The organism is Desulfitobacterium sp., from assembly GCF_035539115.1.
GTDB lineage: Bacteria > Bacillota > Desulfitobacteriia > Desulfitobacteriales > Desulfitobacteriaceae > Desulfitobacterium_A.
In genome coordinates, this window is record NZ_DATLJA010000029.1 from 42411 (window position 1) to 65693 (window position 23283).

General features: G+C 44.5%; 18 protein-coding genes. 16 read left to right on the plus strand and 2 right to left on the minus strand.

Annotated features, from left to right (window positions below; all coding sequences use genetic code 11):
- Positions 1 to 49 precede the first annotated feature (49 nt).
- The 4 genes from VM640_RS05270 (at position 50) to VM640_RS05285 (ending at position 4867) form a co-directional block, all read left to right on the plus strand.
- Entirely contained in the window at positions 50 to 1837 is a 1788-nt protein-coding gene (locus tag VM640_RS05270) for an ABC transporter transmembrane domain-containing protein (RefSeq protein ID WP_325390373.1), read from the plus strand.
- Positions 1815 to 3599 carry an ABC transporter ATP-binding protein gene (locus VM640_RS05275; RefSeq protein ID WP_325390374.1) on the plus strand — a complete coding sequence of 595 codons (1785 nt, stop codon included), beginning with the start codon at positions 1815 to 1817 and terminating at the stop codon, positions 3597 to 3599. The genes VM640_RS05270 and VM640_RS05275 overlap by 23 nt, the downstream gene beginning before the upstream one ends.
- Before the next feature lie 11 nt (positions 3600 to 3610).
- On the plus strand, positions 3611 to 4507 hold the full coding sequence (locus VM640_RS05280) for a DegV family protein (RefSeq protein WP_325390375.1): 897 nt from the start codon (positions 3611 to 3613) through the stop codon (positions 4505 to 4507).
- Between the two features lie 81 nt (positions 4508 to 4588).
- The gene (locus VM640_RS05285; protein WP_325390376.1) at positions 4589 to 4867 is read left to right on the plus strand and encodes a hypothetical protein; all 279 of its coding nucleotides are present in this window, start codon (positions 4589 to 4591) and stop codon (positions 4865 to 4867) included.
- Positions 4868 to 4914: 47 nt separating this feature from the next.
- On the opposite strand, the gene VM640_RS05290 is transcribed toward VM640_RS05285, so the two are convergent.
- Together VM640_RS05290 and VM640_RS05295 are read right to left on the minus strand one after the other, a co-directional pair.
- Positions 4915 to 5250, minus strand: a complete 336-nt coding sequence (locus tag VM640_RS05290; protein WP_325390377.1) for a hypothetical protein — start codon at positions 5248 to 5250, stop codon at positions 4915 to 4917.
- Between the two features lie 90 nt (positions 5251 to 5340).
- Positions 5341 to 5523: a PspC domain-containing protein gene (locus VM640_RS05295; RefSeq protein WP_325390378.1), complete on the minus strand. Its 183-nt coding sequence runs from the start codon at positions 5521 to 5523 to the stop codon at positions 5341 to 5343.
- A 125-nt stretch (positions 5524 to 5648) separates the two neighbouring features.
- Between VM640_RS05295 and VM640_RS05300 the strand changes: the two genes are divergently transcribed.
- From VM640_RS05300 to VM640_RS05355, 12 genes are all read left to right on the plus strand, one after another.
- Positions 5649 to 6134, plus strand: a complete 486-nt coding sequence (locus VM640_RS05300; RefSeq protein WP_325390379.1) for a spore coat protein — start codon at positions 5649 to 5651, stop codon at positions 6132 to 6134.
- Positions 6135 to 6352: 218 nt separating this feature from the next.
- Positions 6353 to 6877 (plus strand): chromate transporter, encoded by a 525-nt coding sequence (locus tag VM640_RS05305; RefSeq protein ID WP_325390380.1) that lies wholly within the window; start codon positions 6353 to 6355, stop codon positions 6875 to 6877.
- 38 nt (positions 6878 to 6915) lie between these two features.
- Complete coding sequence (locus VM640_RS05310; RefSeq protein WP_325390381.1) at positions 6916 to 7479, plus strand: chromate transporter; 564 nt, start codon at positions 6916 to 6918, stop codon at positions 7477 to 7479.
- Between the two features lie 113 nt (positions 7480 to 7592).
- Positions 7593 to 9029, plus strand: a complete 1437-nt coding sequence (gene cls, locus VM640_RS05315; protein WP_325390382.1) for a cardiolipin synthase — start codon at positions 7593 to 7595, stop codon at positions 9027 to 9029.
- A 222-nt stretch (positions 9030 to 9251) separates the two neighbouring features.
- Entirely contained in the window at positions 9252 to 9761 is a 510-nt protein-coding gene (locus VM640_RS05320) for an RNA polymerase sigma factor (protein WP_325390383.1), read from the plus strand.
- Complete coding sequence (locus VM640_RS05325; protein WP_325390384.1) at positions 9761 to 10978, plus strand: DUF4349 domain-containing protein; 1218 nt, start codon at positions 9761 to 9763, stop codon at positions 10976 to 10978. Before VM640_RS05320 ends, VM640_RS05325 begins: the two co-directional genes overlap by 1 nt.
- A 207-nt stretch (positions 10979 to 11185) precedes the next feature.
- Positions 11186 to 12031 (plus strand): YitT family protein, encoded by an 846-nt coding sequence (locus VM640_RS05330; RefSeq protein ID WP_325390385.1) that lies wholly within the window; start codon positions 11186 to 11188, stop codon positions 12029 to 12031.
- A gap of 154 nt (positions 12032 to 12185) precedes the next feature.
- Positions 12186 to 13547, plus strand: coding sequence for a GGDEF domain-containing protein (locus VM640_RS05335; RefSeq protein WP_325390386.1), 1362 nt, complete (start codon positions 12186 to 12188; stop codon positions 13545 to 13547).
- Between the two features lie 177 nt (positions 13548 to 13724).
- The gene (locus VM640_RS05340) at positions 13725 to 14468 is read left to right on the plus strand and encodes an ABC transporter ATP-binding protein (protein ID WP_325390387.1); all 744 of its coding nucleotides are present in this window, start codon (positions 13725 to 13727) and stop codon (positions 14466 to 14468) included.
- Positions 14465 to 15220, plus strand: coding sequence for an ABC transporter permease (locus VM640_RS05345; protein ID WP_325390388.1), 756 nt, complete (start codon positions 14465 to 14467; stop codon positions 15218 to 15220). The genes VM640_RS05340 and VM640_RS05345 overlap by 4 nt, the downstream gene beginning before the upstream one ends.
- A 78-nt stretch (positions 15221 to 15298) precedes the next feature.
- Positions 15299 to 19000 carry a helicase-exonuclease AddAB subunit AddB gene (addB, locus tag VM640_RS05350; protein WP_325390496.1) on the plus strand — a complete coding sequence of 1234 codons (3702 nt, stop codon included), beginning with the start codon at positions 15299 to 15301 and terminating at the stop codon, positions 18998 to 19000.
- Complete coding sequence (locus VM640_RS05355; protein ID WP_325390389.1) at positions 18993 to 23186, plus strand: UvrD-helicase domain-containing protein; 4194 nt, start codon at positions 18993 to 18995, stop codon at positions 23184 to 23186. Before addB ends, VM640_RS05355 begins: the two co-directional genes overlap by 8 nt.
- The last annotated feature ends 97 nt before the right edge of the window (positions 23187 to 23283 follow it).

The window sequence follows — 23283 nt, forward strand, 5'->3', positions numbered from 1 at the left end:
AATTCCTCCTTTTAGGGGGTCTAGTCCCTGAACTGACGAAAGGATTTATATGCGTTTGTTTTTAGATTTGCTCTGGTTCTTTAAACTTGAAAAAAAAAGCTACTTTACGGGGATTTTCCTACTGATCCTGGTTGCTATCATCAACCTTTACCCTCCGTATGTGGTACGTAAAATTGTGGATGAAATTAGTTCAAAAACTCTCACACTGGGCTTGCTCTGGCCCTGGATGATCTCCCTTTTAATCAGTGGGGTGCTCATATATGTCCTACGCTATTTATGGCGCCTCATGATCTTCGGGGCTTCTATCCGTCTGAGCCGCTTGCTGCGCAATCAGCTATTTGAACATTTTACCCGTATGTCACCTACCTTCTACCACAAACATCGCACTGGGGATTTAATGGCTCATGCCACCAATGACATCCAAGCGATCGAGATGACGGCAGGTCAGGGCGTTCTAACGTTAGTGGATTCTTTAATAACTGGAGGTCTGGTCATTTTTTCAATGGCCTATTTTTTGAGTTGGAAACTCACCTTGATTACGCTTGCTCCGATGCCTATAATGGCTTGGGCTACCAGTCATTATGGGACACTCCTACATAATCGTTTTTTCAAGGCTCAGGAAGCCTTCAGCACTTTAAATGATAAAGTTCAGGAAAACATCTCTGGGGTTCGTGTAATTAAAGCGTTTGGCCAAGAAAAAGCAGAAATCCATTCCTTCGTCAAACTTTCCGCAGAGGTTGTTGCTAAGAACATGTCTGTTGCCAAAGTTGATTCTTTATTTGATCCAACTATCATGTTAATTGTGGGTTTTTCCTATTTTTTGGCCATCGCTTTTGGTGCCCAGGATGTGATTCACAATCGACTTACTATCGGACAACTCACTCAGTTCACTTTATACCTCGGGCAGTTTATTTGGCCAATGCTGGCCTTCGGCTGGCTTTTCAACATCGTCGAAAGAGGAAGGGCCTCTTATGACCGAGTAAGGTCTTTGCTCGAAATTGAACCTGCGGTTAAAGATATCGAGGTTTCAGAAGCTTCCGGCAGCTATCCTGTTCCCAGTGGGAATCTAACCTACTCAATTAACTCATTTTATTATCCAGAACAAACTCAACCTGCCCTTCAAGATATCCATTTTACGCTTCAGAAGGGGCAGACCCTTGGCATAGCAGGGAAAACTGGAAGCGGAAAAACTACACTTTTCCGCCTGCTCATGCGTGAATTTGATGGGATTGATGGTACCCTTCAAATCGGCGAAGAGCGGATAACTCAAATCCCGCTTTTATTCCTACGTTCCGCAATCGGGTATGTTCCGCAGGAGCATTTCCTCTTCTCGACAACGCTAGCGGAAAATATCGCACTCGGGAGACCCAAGGCTAGCCTAGAAGAAATTAAAGAAGCATCACGTCTCGCTTCTATCCATGAAGACATCGAACGCTTCAAGCAAGGATATGCTACTCTCGTTGGCGATCGCGGGGTAACTCTCTCCGGCGGACAAAAACAAAGAATATCGATCGCCCGCGCACTCTTGCTGGACCCCGAGATCCTGATTCTCGATGATTCTTTGTCTGCTGTCGATGCTCGAACCGAAAAGGCGATCCTTGATGCTTTGCGTGTGAATCGTGCGCGTAAAACCACCCTTATTTCTGCCCATCGTTTAAGTGCGATTGAACATGCGGATCAAATTATTATATTGCAGGATGGAAAAATTCTTGAACAGGGAACGCACAGTGAACTTCTTCAACACGATGGCTGGTATGCTCAAACTTATCGCGCCCAGCAATTAGAAAATCAAATTGAGGAAGGGGGGAGTCTGAATGGGAATGGATACCTTTCCTGATCCAGAGGAAGACTTCACGACTCGGCCTCTCAAAAACCAGCGAGCTGTAATTATCCGTTTACTCCGTTACTTGAGACCCCATATTAAGCCCTTGATCTACGCCTTCAGTATTCTTTTGCTCGCTACAACTGCCGATGTAACCGGGCCCGTCCTTGTAAGAATATTTATCGACCACTATTTAACGCCTCGTATCTTTGATTCCACTGCGCTTTATCTATTAGGAGGGGGATATCTAGCTCTTGTCTTACTCTCCGCAATGCTTCATTACTGTCAGCTCATCTCTTTTAACCAGATTGCACTAAGCATTATTCAATCCATTCGCATTGAAGTATTCAGCAAAATTCAGTACCTGGGTCTTCGTTTCTTTGACCTGACACCAGGGGGAGCACTTGTTTCTCGTATCACCAATGACACTGAAGCGATTAAAGAGCTTTACCTGGGTGTGCTGTCAACCTATGTACAAAATATCGTTTTCCTATTGGGTATTTTCATCGCGATGTTTGTCCTTGATGTCCGCTTGGCCACGCTCTGCCTGATTTTCCTCCCACTTATTTTACTTCTGATGCAAACCTATCGTAGCTTCAGTTCTCAAGTCTACCGCGTGCTTCGTAAAGAACTCAGCCGTCTCAATACAAAACTTAATGAAACCTTGCAAGGGATGAGCATCATTCAAGCGATAAATCAGGAAAGACGCTTTCGTCAGGAGTTCGGACAAATCAATGACGGTTACTATCAGTCCGCGCTCTCGAATATAAAACTCGACTCTGTCTTAATGCGGCCCGCGGTTGACGTCCTCTATACACTGGCCTTTGTTCTCGTCCTAAGCTTCTTTGGACTTCAGTCCTTGACTGGTCCAGTTGAAATCGGGATTGTCTACGCCTTCATCAATTATTTGGACCGTTTTTTTGAGCCTGTCAATACGATGATGATGCGACTCTCCCAGTTGCAACAGGCGGTAGTTGCTGCTGAGCGGGTCTTTGGATTAATTGACGAGGAGCGGCTTGCGCCAGGGCAGGGAGGTGATATACCGATAATTGAAGAAGGCAAAATAGAATTTCGTAACGTTAGCTTCTCCTATGACGGTGTGACAGAAGTCCTCAGAAATATCTCCTTTACCGTCGAGCCGGGGCAGACAGTCGCACTCGTTGGACATACCGGTAGCGGGAAGAGTACGATCTCCAATCTCTTAATGCGTTTTTATCCTCTCAACCAGGGAGAAATTCTGATTGATGGTATACCGCTGATGGCCTACTCGGAGGAAGAGCTTCGTTCCAAAATTGGACTTGTCGCCCAGGATCCGTTCCTTTTCGTCGGTGATGTCGCCCAAAATATCCGTCTCGATCGGCCAGAGATTACTCCAGAAGATATCCGTGAAGCAGCACGCTTTGTCCAAGCAGATATATTTATCGAAAAACTCCCACTAGGATATGAAGAACACGTCGGTGAACGGGGAGCCACATTCTCCAGTGGACAACGCCAGCTTCTTTGCTTCGCTCGTACCATGGCGGGCAAACCTAAAGTCTTAATTCTTGATGAAGCAACAGCAAGTGTTGATACCGAAACTGAAGCGGGAATCCAAACGACTTTAAACAAAATGCGTCAGGGACGGAGCACGATTGCGATCGCTCATCGCCTCTCGACAATTCAAGATGCAGACTTAATCCTCGTCCTTCATCGTGGACAAATCGTTGAACGAGGTAATCATACTGAGCTTCTGAGACAACAAGGACTTTATTATAAAATGTTCTTACTGCAGAAGTAAGAACACCTGATTTGCCAGTTCTAATTGAAGGTGTTAGCATTAGATTAGTTTATTCTCAAGAGAAAGAGAGCGAAGCTTCCATGATCCATATCATTACGGATAGTTCTTCTGATATTCCAAACTCCTTAATCGAGAAATATATGATTCGAGTTGTACCCATGACTGTACAAATTGATGGCCAAGAATATGAAGAAGGGATCGATCTAGCCCCTCAAGAATTTTATCAAAAAATGTTTTCTTCTCCGGAACTTCCCAAGACTTCCCAGCCTGCTCCAAATCGTTTTTCTGAGCTATTCGAACAATTTATTGATGCGGGTGAAACCTTATGTTTAACTATCTCTTCGAAGTTAAGTGGTTCTTTCCAATCCGCTTGCCTAGGTAAAGAGCTCTCAAGGAATAGCCATGTTACCGTTTTCGATTCCTTAGCTGGTTCTCTAGGGCATGGCTTACAAGTTTTAATGGCCGCTGAAATGGGAATAAACGGAGCAAGTCTGGAAAATATTTTGAGTAAACTGGAAAAATATCGCCAGGAAATGAAATTCCTGATTCGGCTCGACTCCTTAGAAAACATCGTGAAGGGTGGGCGTCTTAGCCGTTTTCAAGGCTCCCTGGCCAAATTATTGAATATTAAAGTCATGCTCCACAATGTAGACGGAAGTGCTGAATTTCTCGAAAAAATCCATGGTCATCGGCATTCACTACAGCATCTGTTGGATTTAGTCGGGGAGCGCTGTACTGATTTCTCTGATCGGGTCGTCGGCATCACGCATGTAAATAATATTGAAGATGCTTCCTTTCTTGCTTCAGAAATTCAAAAGCGCTACCATCCTAAAGATATCTTGATTAATGAAATGGGGTCCACGATTGCAACATATGCTGGAAAAGCTGGGCTCATAGTAGCTTTTTAGAATCCACGAATTTCCATTCATAGTCAGAAATCTTGTCTCATACGCTTTAGTAAAATACTTCTCGAAAGTGGGAGGGTTACGATGACTAAAGAAGACGAGATTCTAGACTTTTTGGAAGCGCGAATGTTTGCGCCTATTCTTAATTCATCAACCACCTCTGAGCGTTTAAAAAAGGCGACACGCGGTCTGCGGCTACGCCTCAAACAACGAGATGCTCAAAAAATGATTCAATATTTTTGGAACACCGTCATCGATGCCAATGCTAAACATGCAAATTACGGACGAATGCTCCAAAATGAAGGAATTACAAATTTCGAAGAAGTCGTCAATGATTTTCGGGTAAAATTTAAAGAGCTCTAGAAATAAGAGCCTCACTTCAAAAGAAAAGTGAGGTTCTTATAATATCTTCAATGGAGTTTCTGCGGTTCTGTAGTTTGCGCTAATTTAACACTCACATAATCCGCCATAGCCTGATTCAGACCATCATACTGCTCACTAATTTCCGGTGCATAAAGCCATTGGCTTGCTGGTGAATCCCGGTTAAACTGATCGCTAAAGTCCTTAAAATTCTCACCGCTATAGGCTTCTCGGAAGCCTTCTAAGTTGAAATTAGCGATAAAATTGCAATTTAGATTTAAATGATAATACAAATTTTTATTAATGAGCGCTGCATTCTCTTTATCTACTACTTTTTTAAAATTCTGGAGGACTTTATTCTGATCCTCCTCCGATAAATTAAACATAGAATCCCTCCAGAGTGGTGAATCACTTCCGCTTTGCGTTGTAATCTTGCCTTGTTAGTTTAGACGAAAGAGAGATTTATTACTCATGTATTACGGTTCAATTGGTATAAGCACCCAGGCCACTAGATAAGCCAATAAACCGACACCCGCTCCAAAAACTGCAATAATCATCGCTAAGCGAATCAACGTAGGATCTAAATCAAAGTATTCGCCTAATCCTGAACACACTCCACCTAACATTTTATTTTGGCTTGACCGATACAATCGTTTCATACGTCTTCGCCTCCTTTACCTATAACTACGTAAGGTACCATAAAATGTTTCATCCTATCTTAATTCGATGAATAAACTTTCTACCTTCGCACAACACTATAAATATTATACAAGGAGGTGCTCTTATGCCAGTACAACTCAATCAAAAAGAAAGAATGTTGCTCCAGGATCAACAGAATCATGAACAGTTATGTATTCAGAAATACAACAAGTATGCCAATGAAACGCAATGTCCTCAACTCAAACAGTTGTTTCAAACCCATGCTTCCCATGAACAACAACATTATGACACCCTCGGTCAAATCTTAAGTGGACAGGCCCCCAGCATAAATCAAGGTCAACAAGCGCAGGGGCAAGTTCAACAAAATCAAATGAGCGGCCTCCAATCCCCAACCAGTAGTAAAGGCTATAATCAGGATGATGCTACCATGGCCAACGACATGCTCACCACGGAAAAATACATTTCAGGGACCTATGATACCTCGATTTTTGAGTGCCGCGATTCTAACATCCGTCAGGCCTTAAACCATATTCAGAAGGAAGAACAACAACATGGGGAAGACCTATACAATTACATGCAAGCCCATGGCATGTATAACACGCAAGCCTAAATTACAACCATAATCTTAACAGCCTGACATCAAATCCATAAGTATCACGCCTGAAACGGTTAGGAGAATTCTCCCGACCGTTTTATTCTGTCCTTTCTAATCGCGAACTTTAATTTTCAGTATTCTCAACCCTAAGACTCTCTGCTATAATATTCACTATGCAAAACTTCGTTTCATAATGCACAACACGATCGAGATCAAGACAGGAGTTGAGGAACTTGACGCAACTATGGGATTTATTCATTGGTTTTTTCCGAGCGAGCAACCTCGCTTTTGGAGGCGGGCCTGCAATTATCCCCCTTGTTCAAGCGGAAACATTATCCCGCTATCATTGGATGACACCTTCTCAATTTTCAGATGGACTAGCCATCTCAACCTCATTGCCGGGCCCAATCGCAACACTTTTAGCCGGCTATGTCGGCTATCATGTTTCCGGATGGTTAGGCGTACTCGTCGCTTTACTGGGGACGATCGGGTTAACTACGTTCGCCGTTATTTTATTAACAAGCTTCTTAATGAAACATATGAATTCTCCCGTACTCAAAGGGATGCTCAAAGGGGTACGTCCTGTTGTTGTAGTGCTCGTCGCTAAAACTGCCTTTGATATGGGGATGAATGTCTCTCTTAATGTCTATAGCTTATTGATCGCACTCTTTACGTTATTTGCACTTTTTAGATTAAAACTTCATCCGGGAATTATTATTGTTCTGTCTATGCTTTTCGGCATTTTGGTATTTCGTTAATTGGATCTATTCCTTAATCGAGATAGGAGGGATTAAGCATGTCAAAAGACGTCTGGAATCTATTCATCGCCTTTACAAGGGCGTCAAACCTTAGCTTCGGGGGCGGACCAGCCGTTATCCCATTAATTCAAAAAGAAGTCGTTAGCCGTTATCAATGGATGACGGATGAAGAATTTGCTGATGCTTTAGCCGTTGGGAACTCGCTCCCGGGACCGATCGCTACCAAAATGGCCAGCTATATCGGCTATCGGGTCGCAGGCTGGCTAGGGGTTTTAGCTACTCTAACAGGAACGATTCTCCCGACCTTGCTCATTACGATTCTACTGGGAGATTTGCTCATCCGGTACTCAAATAACCCTATATTGAATGCAGCGCTCACAGCAGTTCGTCCAGTTGTTGTGGTTCTGATCGCTCAATCGGCCTATGATCTCGGCAAAAAAGCGTTCCCCAAAAATTCTCATGTTGCCTGGGGAATTGCGGTTGGAGCGCTCGCTTTAATGTTCTTAACACCGATTCACCCGGGATTCTTGATCTTAACCGCCATGATTGTGGGGTATTTTACCTGGGGGCGGAAAAAGACACAAGATTCCATTAATAAATAAGTTAATTAATACAAATTAACGCAAAAGGCGATAGCTTCGCAATGAAGCTATCGCCTTTTGCGTATACTAATCATCACCATATCCAATCTTCGAAAAAGCAGGAGTTGAGACTGTTGATTTGGATTTTAATTGTTGTATTACTAGTAGCTCTAGGTAACTTATGCGCACAAATCATTATCCTGATGGAAAACAGTAATCCAAAGAAAATAGTTTCATGGCTAGCTATTTTTGCTCTTTGGCCCTTTTTCGGTGGGGTACTCTATTTCATCCTGGGCTATTCTGGGCATCGACGAAAATTGTTTAAACGAAAACATCTCCCGTCTAGTTCTTTAAAGGAAATTACGCAAAAACAAGAATTATTGTTCACTGATCACGATGTTTTTTTTAAAGAACACGCTGAAGGAAGTAAGCGCCTAGCTCGCCTAACTTTAAAAAGTGGTAGGGCCCCCTTATCTCGAAACAATGATATCCGCGTTTTGACCAATGGGGAGGAGAAATTTGCAGCTCTGTTTGAGGACTTAGAGAACGCTCAGGATCATATTAATCTGGAATATTATATTTTCCGTGATGACGACATCGGTACGCAACTTCAAAATCTACTGATTCGCAAAGCTAAGGCAGGAGTTGAGGTTCGCGTTATTCTTGATGGACTCGGCAGCCATACCTTACCTGCTTCCTTTATCGAGAAAATGCGGTGCGCGAGTATTATGGTTAGCTTGTTTTTCCCGTTAAAATTTCCTCGTCTCTTTGGAACGCTAAATTACCGAAATCATCGCAAATGTGTCGTGATTGACGGAAAGATTGGCTACCTCGGTGGTCTGAACATTGGAGATGAATATTTATCTAGAGATCCCAAGCTCGGTTTTTGGCGGGATACCCATTTGCGTATTGAAGGAGAAAGCGTGCAAACGATGCAAGCAACTTTCTTAAATGATTGGTACTTTTTAACCCAACAGGAGTTACAAGGTCAGAGTTTTTATCCCCGCTTAGAAGTTAAGGAGGGAATTCTGACGCAAATTCTCGCTGGAGGTCCAGACTCCCAACAAGAACCCATGAAAGAGCTCTTTTTTACAATTCTGGCGACCGCTAAGAAAGAGATCTTCCTCGCAACTCCTTATTTTATTCCCGATGAGAGTATGACGATGGCCCTTAAATCGGCTGCCCTCAGCGGTTTGAAGGTTATCCTTCTAGTTCAGGGCAAACCTGATCATCAACTTTCGTACCTGGCTTCAGCTTCTTATTTTGAAGAACTATTGAAAGTAGGTGTTCAAATTTATCGTTATCAAAAAGGAATTCTCCACTGCAAAATTCTGATCGTTGACCGACAAGTAAGCATCGTCGGATCTGCAAACTTTGACATTCGAAGTTTTCAAATTGACTTTGAGCTTAGTGCTCTGATATATAGTTCAGAAATTGCTGAGCGTTTAAATTTTGATTTTCATCAAGATTTACAAGAAAGCGTACTCATCCATTATGAAGAATTTAGCCAACGCAGCCTTTGGTTAAAAATGAAAGAATCAAACGCGAGTCTTCTTTCGCCTTTACTCTAAAGTAACATCACATCTAAACCTCCAAAGTTAAATGAAAATATCCGAGCCCAAGCCCGGGTATTTTTCTTTTTAAAGGATTTTCCACAAAACTTCCTGAATAAGTCTTAATTGATGGATCTACTGTTTAATTACTCCATGATCCTTTATTCCGTCAGTTTTTCAATAGTTAATCCGTCAATACACTTAGGTGTGTCGAAGAGGGAGAGGAGGATAAGCGCAAACGTGGATACAGACTCCTTTGATCAGATTTATGAAAACCTTTTACCCTTAGTTTACCGTTTCGTACGCTTACGCGTCCCAACTCATGACGTTGAAGATGTTACCGCTGAAATTTTGACCAAAGTCTGGTGTGCCTTACCCGGCTTCAAAGGAAATGCTTCACTTAAATCCTGGGCTTTGCGCATCGCTTACCATCAAATTGCTGATTATTATCGGATGAACCGAGGAAAAGGGCTGCCCGTAATTTCCCTGAGTCACGATCTCATGAACAGCCCAGTCGCAGAAGATCAAAGCGAACTACTAACAACCCTGCTCAGTATCAGTGAAACCCTAGCAAAAATGTCTGAACCTCAGGTTGCTGTCATTCAGCTGCGTCTCATCGAAGGATTCAGTGCCGCTGAAGTATCACAAACACTCGGTATTACGCAGCAAGCCGTTGACAGCCTCCTGTATCGAGCCAAAAAGAGTTTTTGCAAACATTACCGAATGGATCATGCAGGGGGTAAACGCTAATGAAGAAAATAGATGTAATTGCTCTCTGGGGTGAGGAGGGTGACTCAGAACGAATGAAGCTCTTCTTCCAAAAAATCAATCCTAGTCTTGACCAAAAAGAACGAATTAAACAACTCACGTTAAACCGAATTCAAGAGCAGGGAGAGAAATCGCCTAACGAGCCTTTTGCCGATACTGAACTTTCCTTTTCAAAAAGGGCGAGGGATAGCTCTCTACTCGAAGACAGCCGATTTTTTAAATTACTTTGGAAGCAGCGGGCTTGGCAAATTGCATTGCCCTTAGTGGTTGTAATCCTACTGGTATGGATTGGCAAAGGAGGTCTTCCTTCTTTCTTCGGAACTTTACCACAACAAAAGAATGCCACTGAAACTATGACTCAATCAGCTCCAGTACAATCGTCAGGGCAGAGGGAATTAGCTAAATCTAATGAATCGCTTAGCTCAACAGCTGATGCAGCTTATAACCACGCAGCGGGGGCCCCAGAGCAGAATATCTCTTCACCTCCAGAACCTTCAGTGGCAAATCCTGATTTAGCACATAAAATCACGTATGACATCAATATTTCCTTACAAGTTGAAGATGTAAATGAAGTAATGGCTAGCATAACTCAAGACATCAAGAAAATGGGGGGATATGTCGCCGAGTCTCAGTTGGATAGTTCAACCGCTAATGATAGCGCTCATATCGCGCTCAAAGTCCCCGCGAACCAACTAGAAGGATTTCAGACCTTACTTCCGGGACTAGGAAAAATCCTCAACCAACAAACAACTGCCAACGATATCACTTCTCAATATTATGATGCCGAAACTCGCTTACGGAATTGGGAAGCTCAAGAGCAGCGCTACCTTGAGCTCTTCAAGGATGCGAAGAATTTAGACGATATCTTGAAAGTTGAAAACGCCTTAGGCAACATTCGAGCCCAGATCGAGCAACTCAAAGGACAGCTTAAACTTTGGGATCATGAAGTGATCTATTCCACGGTTCAGCTGAATCTCCAAACCAACTCTCTTGCTGTGAATAGCGAGGATCCCTGGCAACTGATATCCTGGGCAAAGACCTGGCAGGCTGCCAAAGATGCGACACTAAAAACGATCAGTTTTCTTTGGAATACTTTAAATTATCTTGTTGTAGGTTTCGCTTATGCACTTCCTTTCCTTGCACTTGGGTCTATTCTATATGGGATATACCGTTTTCTTCGCGCAAGACGTGGTATGTAGTATTCACAAAGTGAAAGGAAGAAAAAGTATCTGTTTCCTCAGCTTCTGAGCAGAAACAGGTACTTTTTCACGTTCTCATCTATCAGTACAAAGATTGTAAATATTCCCCCTCACGCCTATAATAGATAAAACAGCAACAGAGTACTTATTTCCATCGTGGAAAGTTAAATAAGGGCAAACAAAATTCGAAGGATTAGGGGGAGAACTATGAAAATATGGCGTAGTCTGAAATATGGCGGAAATTTTCTAGGGATTGCTCTCGGTGGAATCCTTTCAGCTTATAGTGTTCAAGGGTTTATCGTCCATGCCGGCTTGGGGGGAGGAGGATTGGGCGGAATTGCTTTGCTTTTATTCTATACCCTTGGCCTACCCATCGGCTTAATAACACTTCTCCTCAATATTCCTCTTTTTTTTCTGGGCTGGAGGGAAGTGAGCCGCGAGTTTGTGCTAAAAACAATCATCGGTTTAGTCATTTATTCTTTAGCTCTTGATCTTTTCAAAGGGACTCGTCCCTTGCCCTTTGATGATATTTTTTTAGGTGCTCTCTACGGTGGCGTATTAGGAGGTATCGGCTCAGGTCTTGTTTTCCGTCTTGGTGGTAGCCTGGGAGGACTTGATATTATCGCTAAGGTAATTCAACGCCGTTTAGGTTGGGCTATGGGGACGACGATGCTTTTAATCAATGCCTTTATTATATTAATTTCTTGGGCTATTCTTGGCCCTAAAATCGCATTATACACTTTGGTTTCAATATTTACCTTCAGCCGCACGGTCGATGTCATTCAAGGCGGAATTCCTGCTAAAGCAGTCACGATTATTTCGAACCATTCAGATACGTTAGTCAACCGTATTCACAATGAAGTCGGTAGAGGGGCAACTTTTCTAAAAGGTCGCGGCAGTTTTTCTGAACAAGAAAAAAACGTCATTATTTGTGTTGTCAGTATGTCGGAAATCGGTCATTTAAAACGCATTATCCGGGAGGAAGATTCGCATGCTTTTTTGATCATTCAAAACGCTAGTGAAGTGATTGGGCAAAGATGGGCTAATGAATAAACGCTTTAGTTTTTATTATTTTATGTAGAATCTTATGACATTCTTGTCTAATTTTGTAACTCTATAGCAGGAATCTCAACATTAATAGCGAATAATAACTTAATTATAGCTAAATTAATGATATGTTTTTTCGTAAAGTGAAGGTGAATCCCGAATGGAAGATAGAAATCAAAAGATACATAGGTATAGCCAATTCTTCCTTTTGATTTTTATGGGAATATCTCTGCTTTCGGTTGTTTTTCTGAAGAGTATTGACATTTCTTTTGTCTCACCCGTTCTCTTCCTTCTTGTTGTCCTAGTGGCAATTCACTCTTCATGGTGGCTTACCCTCCTAATCGTTATACTTGCCTCTCTTTTTTCCTTAGCTATTGAAATTTGGACTTCCTCGATTAATCCGTTCTGGACTTGGGGAATTCATCCCTTCGCTTTTATCATCGCTGGTCTAGCGATTAATTATGAAGCGGCTAGGATGCGCAAAATTCAACATCTTTGCGAAGAACGTAGTGCAATCTCAAATGTTTCCTACTCCTTAACAAATACTTTGGACTTGCGCGAACTCTTGGATCGAGTCGTCAATCATATTATTGAACTTTTCTCAGCAGCTGGCTGTACAGTCTATCTTCTCAATGAAGAAACCAAAGAACTTCATCCTATGGCCTGTCGCGAATTTGATAATAACCCGGAAGTCATTCAACAACTGATGAAGAACAAGGTTAGAGTGGGCTTCGGCCTAGTGGGGTGGGTTGCTGCGGCTGGAGAATCCGTTCTTTCTGGCGATGCCGAACATGATCCCAGAGCAATGCATATTCAAGGGACTCCTAATGAGGACCAATCCGTAATTGGAATTCCCTTGCAACGAGATAATCAAGTCTTTGGCGTACTTTTTATTTATAAACTGAAATTGAATGCCTTCACAGATGAAGATTTGCAGCTTGCCAATATCTTCGCCAACCAAGTCAGCATTGCCCTTACGAATGCTCAACTCTATGAAAATGTTCGCCGTCTCTCCGAAACGGACAGTTTAACCGGGCTTCTTAATTCTCGTTCTCTCTCCCAAATCGCCGAACACGTAATTGCCCAAGCTGCTTCGACAGGAACCTCAGCTTCACTTTTGTTTATTGATTGCGATAATTTTAAAGGAATAAACGATCAGTTTGGTCATCCAATGGGGGATAAATTCTTGCGTTTCTTAGCTCAAGTACTTAGGAATGTTGTTCGAGAAGAGGACGTGATCATTCGTTATGCCGGAGATGAATTCGTTATTCTTCTCCCCAATACTGATTTACCTGAAGCAGAAAAAGTTGCGCAACGTTTAATGGAGGATATCCGCAACCAACATATGGGTAATATTTCTACTTTAAATACAACGGTCAGTGTCGGCCTTGCGGTCTATCCCGATCATGCTCATTCGGCAGAAGAACTGATCAAGCTCGCCGATGATGCTCTTTATGAAGTTAAACGGAATGGCAAAGATCAGCTTGCAATTTCGGGTAAAGGGGTAGTATCAGCAAACTAAGAACTTTCAATAACGCTTATATCTAGTAAGTTTCATTTAGCGTACAGATAGATTTAATCTCGATTTGATTTTAAGGGCCCTTTGGGGCTTTTTCTGTTTTTTGGTATTTATTCAATGGTATAATATAAAAAGTTGGAACTTTGATTTGAAAAAGGTTTTAATCGAAAGGAAGCAACGATGAACGACAGTATTAAACTAAACGTTGAAAATATATCACTTATTCTTCAGGAAAGAGGACGGTTCTTGACACTCTTAGACCATGTGAGTCTAAAAATTCGGCAAGGCCGTATCCATGCCTTATTAGGACCGTCGGGAAGTGGAAAAAGCACCTTACTTTATACTCTTAACCGTTTACGCCAAATTAGTGAAGGCGAGATTTATCTAGATAACACCGAAACACGTTCACTCAACATTCTTGATCTACGCCGACGCGTGGGTTTAGTCATGCAAAAAGCAATCTTTTTCTCGGGGACGGTTAGCGATAATATTCTCTATGGTCCTCGTATCCAAGATAAAGAACTTCCAGACCCGTTCCATTATCTTGAGTTAGTCGGCCTAAATCCTGATTTTACGAACCGCGACCCGAATACCTTATCTGGGGGTCAACAACAGCGGGTTTCCATTGCGCGCGCGCTGGCCAACGACCCAGAAGTTCTTTTGCTTGATGAACCCACTTCTGCCCTTGATGCCCAAGCCAGTGAACACTTGGAAGAAGTGGTAATGCAACTCTGTCAAGAGTGCCAATTAACCGTAGTTTGGGTCACTCACGACCTCCACCAGGCTCGGCGAGTGGCCCAAGATGTCACCCTTCTCTATCGTGGCCAGATGCTTGAACAAGGGGAGGCCGCCGACTTTTTTGCTCAGCCCATAACCGTCGAAGGCCGGGCGTACTTGGATGGACGATTGGGGGGAGTGGAATGAGTTATTTATCGTTAGGTCTGGCTTTAGGCTTTGTAGGATTAGCCGCAATTGTCTCTCGCTATCAGGAATTAGGGTTAGAAAAGGATCTGGCTATCGGCGTCATTCGTGCTTTTATTCAACTGACGATCGTCGGCTATATCCTCTCGTATGTTTTTGCTTCTCATAACCAGATATTTATCGTTTTAATGATTTCACTAATGATCGGAGTCGCAGCTCATAACGCTGCTAAGCGTGGCAAGGGAGTCCCCCAGGCTCAATCGATTGTCCTGATCGGAATTGCCTTTAGTGAAGGAATTACGCTTCTTCTTCTTCTGGCTTTGAGAATTATTCCAGCTACAGCGCAATATATCATTCCTCTCAGTGGTATGATCGTCGGGAATAGTATGATAGCAGCAGGTGTAACGATGAACCGCTTAACCTCAGAGTTCAAGTTGCGCAGGGGAGAAGTTGAATTAGCACTTTCCTTAGGAGCACCACCGAAAAAGGCCGCCTTGCCTGTTATTCAATCTGCTGTTAAAGCGGGCATGATCCCCACGGTTGACTCGATGAAAACGGTGGGTCTGGTTCAACTTCCTGGAATGATGACAGGCCAGATTTTAGCGGGTGCAGACCCTATCCAAGCTGTACGCTACCAGATCATGGTCATGTTTATGATTTCCGGGGCATCAGCCCTCACGAGTTTAATCGTCGTGTTATTAGGTTATACCCGTTATTTCACCCCACACGCGCAACTTGTGGTTCATGACTCGTGATGATTGCGGCTACCTCTTATTCGATAGAGGAATTGACTATATAATGAAACCAAGAGGGAAGGAGAGCGCCTTGTGAGTATACGATTTATTTTTGGCCGGGCAGGTACCGGCAAAAGTACCTACTGCTTGGAGCAAATCGTCCAGGAGATTAAAAAGGATCCGTTAGGGACCCCGCTCATTCTTCTTGTGCCAGAACAAGCGACCCATCAGATGGAAATGCGCTTGGCTCGAACTCCTGAATTGGGAGGAATTCTGCGTGCTCAAGTTTTGAGTTTTCACCGCTTAGGTTGGCGCGTTTTTTCGGAAACAGGTGGTGGACAAAAAGCGGTCCTCGGTGAAATGGGTAAGCGCATGCTTTTAAGGCGCTTGCTTTTACAGTTTAAACCTCAATTGCAAATCTTTGCCCGTTCAGCGACTCGACCAGGAATGGCCGATTTACTCGCCCAAATTATCGGCGAATTTAAGATCTACCGTATTACACCCGAAATTCTGCGCAGTATTCAGGATTCGGATTCAATTCTTACGCAAAAATTACAGGAACTCGCTTTTCTTTATGATGAATTTAACCAGGCCTTAGGCCACAATATCCTTGACCCCGATGATGAATTAGGGATTGTCGCTGAAAGAATTCCTTTTTCATCCAGCCTTCAGAATTCAACCGTATGGATTGACGGATTCAAAGGTTTTACACCGCAAGAACTCTATGTTATCGAATTTATTCTGCGAACAGCACAAGAAGTCATTTTGACTTTACCGCTCGATCCCGAGTTTATTCGCCGTCAAGCTTCCTTTTCTGCCCTTTCTCCAAGTGAGCATAAAGAAGAGTTTTTCCGGCCTGGTGAGGAACTCTTCGCTGGACCGTGGCGGACTTACCAAAGCCTTATTCGCAGTGCACGAGAGACAGGGACACCAATTTTACCCCCCATTCTTCTCGAGGAAGCCCGCCGTTTCCGGAATTCTGAGCTGGGTTATCTTGAAAAATATTTCGCTACTTATCCAACGCAACCTTACCCCGAGGGAGGAGAAAGGCAGGTAGTTAAGGATCTCCAGGGAATTCGCTTATTCTCAGCAGTGAACAGACGGGCAGAAGTACACGGCGTTGCTCGTGAATTGCGTCGTCTCGCCCGTGAAGAAGGGCTTCGTTGGTCAGACATGGCCGTCGTAACCCGAGATCTCCCGGCTTATCAGGAAACCATTCAGCACGTTTTTAGTGCTTATGATTTGCCTTTTTTTCTGGATAACAAACGTCCCATTCTTCATCACCCACTTCTTGAACTTCTTATGTCTGTGCTCGAAGTCGCTCAGCAAGATTGGTCCTATGAACCCCTCTTTCGGGCCCTTAAAACGGGTTTTTTCCCGTTGTCTCAAGATTCCCTGGATCGTCTGGAAAACTATTGTTTAGCTCATGGAATCAGGGGAGGGGCCTGGACCACCGGTAAGGAATGGCATTATCAGTTCCGTTGGCTAGCCGGGGATCAAGAAGCTCAATTACAGGTAGATAAAGAGCAAGAAGCACGTATTAACCAAGCCCGGCAAACGGTGTTATCTTCTCTCCAGCCCTTTGTGACAGCGATTACTTCTTTCGAAGAGCCGCAAGATACTACCGCTAACTCGGTTCCTCCAACTACGCTTCCTTCCAATAATCCCCGACTGATCAAAGTTCGAACAGTAACTGAGGCCCTTTATAATCTTCTCCTTAGCCTTAATGTTCCAGATTCGCTTGAGCACTGGGCCACTTCGGCCCGCGACTCTGGTGACCTCGTTGAAGCACGCCTGCAGGAACAAATTTGGGATGCTGTTCTTGAAGTTCTCGACGAAATGATCACAGGTCTGGGCGAAGAATCACTGGAACTTCAGGACTACGCCTTAATTCTAGCCTCAGGTCTGGAAAATCTAAAACTTGGTTTAATCCCCCCTGGACTGGACCAGATTTTGGTTGGCTCCTTAGATCGCTCCCGTAATCCCGAGCTTCGGATTCTTTTTCTCTTAGGTGCGAACGAGGGGACTCTTCCGGCTCGCCCTGCCCCAGATGGAGTTCTCGACAGGGAAGAACGAGAACAACTTGAACATTTAGGGCTGACCCTTGCACCTAAAGGGAAGGCTCAACTCTATGAAGAGCAATTTTTCATTTATACAGGCTTAACTCAGGCCAGAGACCGCCTATATATAACTTATCCCTTAACCGATGAAGAAGGAAAAGGGCTTACCATTTCACCCGTTATCACCCGTTTAAAGGCTCTATTTCCTGAACTCCATGAACAGTACCTCGACAATTCAGACGATGATTTGCAACAGATCAGCCATCCTCAGCCTTTATTGCCTTCTTATGCCAGTCAACTCATGCAGTTGCGCCAACATAAAGAGCTTTCCCCGATGTGGCAGGCTGTTCAATCCTGGTACCAAAATACGCCTGAACGCCGCTGGCAGGTTAAACTTCTGGAAGATGGCGTTTTAGCTGAGAACCGTGAGGAAAAGATCCCTAAACACTTAGCGCGCAGGCTTTACGGCAAGCGTCTCATGGCTAGTGTTTCGCGACTGGAAGAGTTTGCCCGTTGCCCGTTTGCCCATTATTCGAAATATGGCTTGAAACTTAAAGAGCGCCCGATCTATCAACTGGCCAGCCCAGACATGGGGCAATTTTTTCATGCTGTTCTCCGCGACTTTGCTAAAAAGGTTCGTCAAGAAAATTTAGACTGGGGAAATATGTCGAAGGAGGACTCCTGGGAGATAGTTAGCGAACTTGCTGAAATTATTGCTCCAAGACTACAAAATGAAATTCTCCTCAGTAACGCGCGCTATCGTTATCTGAAGAACAAGCTCAAACGAACAGTACATCATGCCGTCCGTGTCTTAGGAGAACACGCCCGGAAGGGAATCTTTATCCCCATCCAGCTCGAAGTCCCCTTTGGACCGGGTAAACCTCTTCCGGGTATTGAGATCCCCCTTCAGGAAGGGAATTCTCTTCTACTGCGGGGGCAGATTGACCGCATCGACGCCGCAGTTTTAGAAGGACAAGTCTACTTACGAATTTTGGATTATAAATCCCGTCAACAGCACGTGAGCTTGAATCATATCTACTATGGGTTAGACTTACAGCTTCTAGCGTATCTTGATGCGGCCTTACAAGGAGCCGAAGTCTTACTCGAAACGATTGACTCCGAACAAGCTGACTCTTTCCAGCTTCAAGCTTCCGGACCCTTACCGATTTGGCCTGCTGGTTTTCTTTACTTTCCTGTCGTTGAGCCTCAGCTCGAATCGAAAACACTCCTAAGCGCGGAAGAGCTCGAAGCAAAACGAATCACAGCGGTCAAAGTTAAAGGATTTCTCTTAGCTAACCGCCAGGTTTTAGAGGCCATGGACCAGACTCTAAGTACTGGGCAGTCAGATTTACTCGGAATTAAACTGACCAAAACGATGGAATTTCGTAAGAATACGAATGTCTTAACTGATAGCCAATTTTCCCTTCTTCGCGAACATTTGCATACTTACCTCCAGAGTTCTGGGGAGGGCATCCTGGCAGGCAATATCTCCATTTCACCTTATCGCCAAGGACAAGAGAATGCCTGCCAGTATTGTGAGTTTAAAACAGTTTGTCAATTCGATCCTATTTTACCCGAAAATCGATTTCGCGATTTATCCCCCCTCAAAGACTCCGAAGTCTGGGATCTAATCGGCTCGAATTCAGATCCAGATCCAGACCTCTCTGCACCATCCCACTCCTCAGATATGATCTGGTTGGGTGACGATGTCGACGCAAAGGAAGGTGAGAAACATGAATGAACCTAAATGGACGGTTGAACAGCAGGCCGCCATTGAGCTCCAGGGACAACTCCTTGTTGCCGCAGCTGCTGGTTCCGGAAAAACAGCAGTCCTCGTGGAACGTCTCATTCGACGCATCACGGATCATGGAGTCCGGGTGGATGTAGACCGGTTTCTCGTCCTTACATTTACCAAAGCGTCCGCCAATGAGATGCGTGAAAGGATCGGCAAGGCTTTAGATGATGCTCTATTCAAGGAGACCGATTCGGCTGAAGTTGAACATCTTCTCCATCAGCGGGCACTCCTCAACCAAGCCAGTATTACAACCATCCATTCCTTTTGCATGGAACTCATTCGCCAGAACTTTTATCGGCTTGAACTCGATCCAGCCTTCAGAGTCGCCGATCAAGCGGAAGCTGATCTCTTGCGTCAAGATATCGTTGAAGACCTTTTTGATGCATTTTATGAACAAGAGAATGCGTCCTTTGAAGCTTTGGTTGAAGCCTTCGGCTCAGATCGCGACGATCAACCCTTAATGGAAAATGTCTTAAGGCTCTATGAATTTGCCACCAGTCAAGTCGATCCTGAAAACTGGTTAGAGAACCTGGACAACGCTTATAATTGGCAAAATACGGAGGAGCTAGCCCAAAGCCCCTGGGGAGAGTCTGTCCGCCAAGGCGTTAAAGACAAAGCCGAAGAAAGTATAGGGTTATTAGAACGAGCATATCAACTCAGTATGCAACCTAGGGGACCGAAGCACTATTCGAGCTGCCTTCAGGAAGACATTGTTCGTTTACAACATCTCAGCAAAATCCTGCAGGAAGGAAGCTGGGGAGAGGTAGAAGCACAATTCCAGGAGGCGTCGAAATTTTCTAAGCTTCCCTCAGGTCCTCGCAAAGGGAAGGCCGGCTCAGCCCGCAAAAATGCTGAAGAAACTTCCATTGTATCTGAAGAGCTCCAGTTCCCGGAAGAGCTCCAAAAAGCTATCCGCGAAGAATCTAAAAAAGCACGTGATGAGGCGAAGAAGAAACTTGAAAAGCTCAGTAAGGATCTTTTTCAGTTTCCCCTTGGGGAACAACTCCCCAGACTTCAACAGATGGGAGAGCTCGTCAAAACCCTAGCAACAGTTGTTCAGGAATTCTCTCAAGAATATTCCCGTGCAAAACGGCAACGGAATATCGTTGATTTTTCTGATTTGGAGCATTTTGCGCTAAGGTTATTAGTGGAGGATAGGGAGGGAAACCCAACTCCAGTTGCTCAAACGCTCCAAGAACGGTTTGCTGAGGTCATGGTCGATGAGTACCAGGATATCAATCCTGTCCAAGAAAAAATTCTCCAGTCCGTCTCCCGTCACGACGGACCAGCTCCCAATCTATTTATGGTGGGGGATGTCAAGCAGAGCATTTATCGCTTCCGCATGGCCGATCCCAGCTTATTTCTCACCAAATATATAAATTTACCGCATTGGGACCCTGCGCAGACCCCTTCCTCGTCTCAAAAACTTGTCATCGACCTAAATCGTAATTTTCGCAGCCGCAAGGAAGTGATCGAGGGAGTCAACTTTTTGTTTCGCCAAATAATGACGGCAGGAGCAGGGGAGATTTCTTATGATGATCAAGCTGCCTTACGCTATGGTGCCAGCTTCGTCAGCGGACAGCCTGAGCTTAAAACTGCTGAAGGTCCGATTGAAGTTCATTTGTTTGATCCCAAAGTTCTCAAATCTTCTCCCACTTCCACAGTTGAGCCTGCGAATCAGAACAGGGATGCCAGCTCGCCCCCAGAGCTGAACGAAGACATAATCCAGAGAGAGTGTGGAGTGGATGAGGCAAGTGGAAGTACAGCTGAAGAGGGGATTCTGCAGGAAGAATTGACGCTGGAAGATCTTGAAACAGCGCGTCTCGAAGCTCGCTTAGTTGCTAACCGGATTCAACACCTTGTTCAAGGTCAGGAATTTCAGGTTTACGACAAACATCTTCAAGATTTTCGAGCCACCCAATATTCTGATATTGTCATTCTGATGCGTTCCTTCTCCTCAATTGCCCCACTCTATGTTGAAGAATTCCAATCTTTGGGAATTCCGGTTTATGCCGAAACGAGCAGCGGCTACTTCGGTGCAAGTGAAGTTGAAACGATGCTTTCACTCCTCAAAGTTATCGATAATCCCCGCTTAGATATTCCTTTGGCTGCTGTGCTTCGTTCCCCCTTTGTAGGCTTGAATGGTACGGAACTGGGGAAGATGCGTTCCTTATTGCCCCAGGGTGATTTTTATGAGGCCCTTGTGCTGGTCTATTGGGCTGCTCTGGAGCTCGAACTGCAGGAGCCCGAACGATCAGAAAAACCCAGTCTTCCCGAGATCTCTGACGTACTTGAAGTGTATACAAAGTCTTGGCCACAACTCTTGGCTAAGGCCTGTGAGACTCTTAAAGAGACACCTTCCCTTAAGAAAAAAGTGCTTTACTTTTATCCCAAACTCCAAGCCTGGCGTCAGCTTGCCCGCCAGACTTCCCTAGCAGACTTATTATGGAATCTTTATGAGGAAACAGGATATCTGGCATATGTCGGGACCTTACCCAGTGGCCCCCAACGTCAGGCGAATCTCCGAGTACTTTATGACCGGGCTTGCCGCTTTGAAGCAACCAATTACCGTGGCCTCTTTCGTTTTTTGCGCTTCCTTGACCGCTTTCAAGGGCAGGGGAAAGACTTAGGAAATGCCCGGGCACTTGGGGAAAACGAAGATGTGGTGCGCCTTATTACGGTTCACGCCAGTAAAGGCCTGGAGTTTCCTGTCGTTTTCGTCGTGGGACTCGGGAAAAAGTTCAATACCCATAGTCTAAGGGGTAATCTCTTGCTTCATTCCAGTCTTGGTGTAGGAGTTCCCTTGATCGATATTGAAAATCGAGTTCGTTATCCTTCTTTTATTCAAACGGGCGTTAAAGAACGGCTTTGGCAAGAATCTTTGGCCGAAGAGCTGCGAATTCTCTATGTCGCGCTGACCCGAGCGAAAGAGAGGTTGTTCCTTTATGGAGCCCTCCCTAAATTACACGATGTTATTAAGCAATGGCAAAGTTTAGCCACCTATATCGAACCTGCTTTCCCTGATGGGCAACTACGCAGCGCTCGAACCTTTCTTGATTGGATAGGCCCTGCTCTCGCTCGACATCCTCAAGCCCTATTTAGTGATTCCCTTAATGCTTTAGTTAGTGAGCCTGATCTTGCTCAGGAGCCAAATAAGCCTGTACTTGCTGACAACACTTCCTCTCAGTGGTTGGTTCTAATCCATGATACGCTTGAGACCTTCTCAGCCAATAAGGAGGAGGGGGAGGAAGAGGAAGCCTGTCCCTCCGAAGGCGAAGCTAAACTCTCACCGGAAAGTTCACTTGACGAATGGTATCAGACAATTGACGAACGCTTGAGTTGGGCCTACCCCTACCCTGAAGATGTTCATCAAGTAGCCAAAACCAGTGTGAGCGAACTTAAACGTCGGTTTGCCTGGCATCAAGAGGAGTTGACAGCTACACCAGTCAAACCCCTCCAAGCCAAAGAATATACGCGGCCAAAATTCCTTCAAGCGAACCAGAAACTAACCCCGGCAGAACGAGGGATAGCCTTCCATGCTGTCATGGAACACTTGCCCTTGCAGGACTGGGCTGAAACTTGGTCTGATCTTTCAAGCGAACAGCAAGAATTCCAAGTTGAATCACTTTTTCAATCTCTGGTTCACCAGGAAATTATTACTTCTGCGCAAGCAGCAACGCTTTCAGCGAAACAGATCGTTAACTTTCTCAATTCTCCGTTGGGCACCCGACTTCTTAAGGCCAAGGAAGTACGGCGTGAATTACCGTTTACCTTGACCCTCTATCCAAATGGACTGGTGAAAGATTTTCAAGAAGAAGGGGAGGGGGAAAGGGAAAGAAGTAGTCGTGAAGGAATACTGGTTCAAGGGGTCATTGACGTACTCATTCTTTCCCCCGATCGAAAGAGCGCCGAAATCTTAGATTATAAAACCGATCAGGTCAAATTTATGGGAACACCTGAAAGAACACTGATTGAACGCTATAGCTTACAGCTTTCCCTATATTCCTTGGCTGTGGAAAAACTTCTTCATGTACAAGTCGAACAAGCTACTCTCTACTCGGTCGATCTAAGCTGTGAAATACCGATACCCGCAGAGGAGCTCCGAGCAAAACAAGCAAAGCTTAACCCCTAGTCATCTAAAAAGGAAACAAAGAAAGCGACTAAGTACACTTTCATCGTAGGATATAAAAAAGCCCCCATAGGTTTATCACAATAAACCCGTGGGGGAG